Raw genomic sequence first — 2,339 nt, forward strand, 5'->3', positions numbered from 1 at the left:
TCCAAAGCTTGTCAATGACCGCCTGCTGCTTGGGATGAAGGGAACATTCAGCGAGCTCGAACCGTCGATCTTACGCCAGCGCTCGCAGGAAGCGCTGCGCCTCAAAGCAGCGCGTGGCGGTCGGTTATGTGCGCAGCGCCGACGATCGGCTGGAGCTGGATCCCGACAAGCGCGTGCGCGAAGCGCTCCATTGGCATTCCACAAATTTGCAGAATTCGCCAGCGTCCGCCAGGTTGCCATTTGGTTCTGCGATCAAGGCGTCAAGATGCCGATTGTTGCGTACCGTCCTCGAGGTCGAGTGGTGGAAAGGCAGTTGCCCCGCTACAATACGATCCATCGGCTGTTGACGAACCCTGTTTACGCCGGCGCCTATGTATTTGGTTGAACCGGATCGGAGGTTCGTGTCGAAGCCGGCCTTAACTGATCACGCGCAGTGTGCGCCGCCCCCAACAGGATTGGGAGGTGCTGATTCGCGATCATCACGAGGGCTATATCTCCTGGGACGATTATGAGAACAACCAACGGACTATCAACGGGAACGCTAACATGAAAGGCGAGATGGTGCCGGCTCGAGCTCCTTGCGCTTCATGCCGACGCGGTTGCCGCTTTCGAGAAACTCGACGCCATAGATCTAGAACTGCTGCAGGAAAGTGCCGATCGAGAAGACGTAACCCACCTCCCCTTTTTGGCGAAAATCTCGCCAATCTCCTTGCCGGCTTAAGTTCCGTCATTGCGGTGGAAGAAGTACAATCCAAACTGCCTCAAGCCGATGTCCCACACCTTGAAGCCCGGCACGCCACGATAAAATGGCAGCAAGGGCTTCGACGTCCTCGACAGTTCAGCACGACGTGGCCCATCCCGAGCGCGCCGGTAGGAAAGCCGTTCATCGGTCTCCCCGACATGAACGGCTCGGACGCGAAGCTTGGGGTTGCAAAACACGTCAAGCGGATTGCGGGCGGGATCGCTGAATGAGATCAGCTCCCCGACACGGCGTTCGTCAGCGAGCGCACATGACCCACGGCTGATCTTGATGCCGGCGTTTTTCGCGGCGAGGATCGAGATAGGCTCTGCGCGACTTCCCAGTCTATTTTCGCGCGCCCGGCATCGCTGCTGCCGTCGACGATCAGCCGCTGCTTACGATCCTGCGGATGGCGCGCATGGCGCCGCGGTGGTTGATACCTGTTGCATCCCAAGGTGGTCGCGCGGCATTGGCTCCATTGGTTCAGCTGTGACGACTTGAGCTCGATATAGGCGAGCGCGCAAATACAACGCCTGATCTCCGACCGATCGCCTCTGGCAGGTTAAGGGCAGTGTTGTCCAAATCAGCCAGCGACGAGCATGGTGCTCTCCTACGACTTCGCATGGACGGGCCGCCTCCAAGAAGATGAAGTCTGCGCGCAGCATCTGCATGCGTCGCTTTGTCGACATGGTTCGGAGCCGAAAATCTTCCTGATACCAGACGCCTGTGGCGCGTACGCCGTTTCACTCTCGTGTGAGGGTACGTACGCACCGGGAGGCGTTGACGCAGACATCCTCAGATGGTGTGGACCTCCTTGCCGGAGACATCAAGATGCCTAGAAGGTCGGGACGAGAAAATTGACTGCCGTCACGAACGAAAATGTCCATAGCATCGAGGCGATGCCTCGGCTGCGTCCTCGTTCATTCGCAAGTACGCCAAGTGGAGAAACGGCATTGCCGGAATGTACGTCGGGCAAACAGCACCGTTGCCAGTCGGCAATTGCGGGGCAGGCCCTCGGTTTTCCGACTCAGAAGAGGTCCGCGTAGTAGCGGAAGAAGTCAACAAAGCACCCGCCTCGCCCGAAGACAGCATCGAAGGTCGCCCGGTATGGCTTGCCGTCATATCCGCGAAACTTAAAGATCAACCGGCCGCCAATATACCCTCTGCCGTCTCCCGGTGTCGCACTGAATATCGATTCTACGTCGTGCGGCTCGGCTTCGAGAAGCCCAAGTTTAGTGCTGGCAAAATAACGCCGAGTGTCATCCAGTAGCTTCGCCCAAACGCAATGTTTCTGGAGACCCCTTAACGTGCTTTCGTACGTGGGGTCTGGAAGCACTATGCGGTCCGCGTTGATCGTGCCATCGATCGCACGGATAACGGTAATGTCGCCTTCAGACTACCCACTGTCGATGTCTTCTTGCGAACCTGCCACGTCGAAAAGACACGCGCTTGATCCAATGGGCAACATGCGGTCAAAATTCCAGACCGGCCTTCCCTTTGCTAGTGGTTCATCACAGTAATTTTGACTCTTTGGCGATGGTTGGATAGTCCACGGCGGCGCGGCGGTCTGTTATCTTGACGTTGCGCCAGCCGCGATGCG

1 protein-coding gene and 1 pseudogene are annotated in these 2,339 nt (G+C 57.8%); one reads left to right on the forward strand and one right to left on the reverse strand.

The annotated features are described in order from the left end of the window. A partial coding sequence (locus tag CQ13_RS40830) for a recombinase family protein (protein ID WP_197427301.1) occupies window positions 1–385 on the forward strand: 385 nt, incomplete at its 5' end. 156 nt (window positions 386–541) lie between these two features. On the opposite strand, the pseudogene CQ13_RS45515 reads toward CQ13_RS40830, so the two are convergent. After that, window positions 542–735: pseudogene (locus CQ13_RS45515) on the reverse strand (nitrogen fixation protein NifZ); the annotation flags it as partial. Between the last annotated feature and the right edge of the window lie 1,604 nt (window positions 736–2,339).

Source organism: Bradyrhizobium retamae, assembly GCF_001440415.1.
GTDB classification, from domain to species: domain Bacteria; phylum Pseudomonadota; class Alphaproteobacteria; order Rhizobiales; family Xanthobacteraceae; genus Bradyrhizobium; species Bradyrhizobium retamae.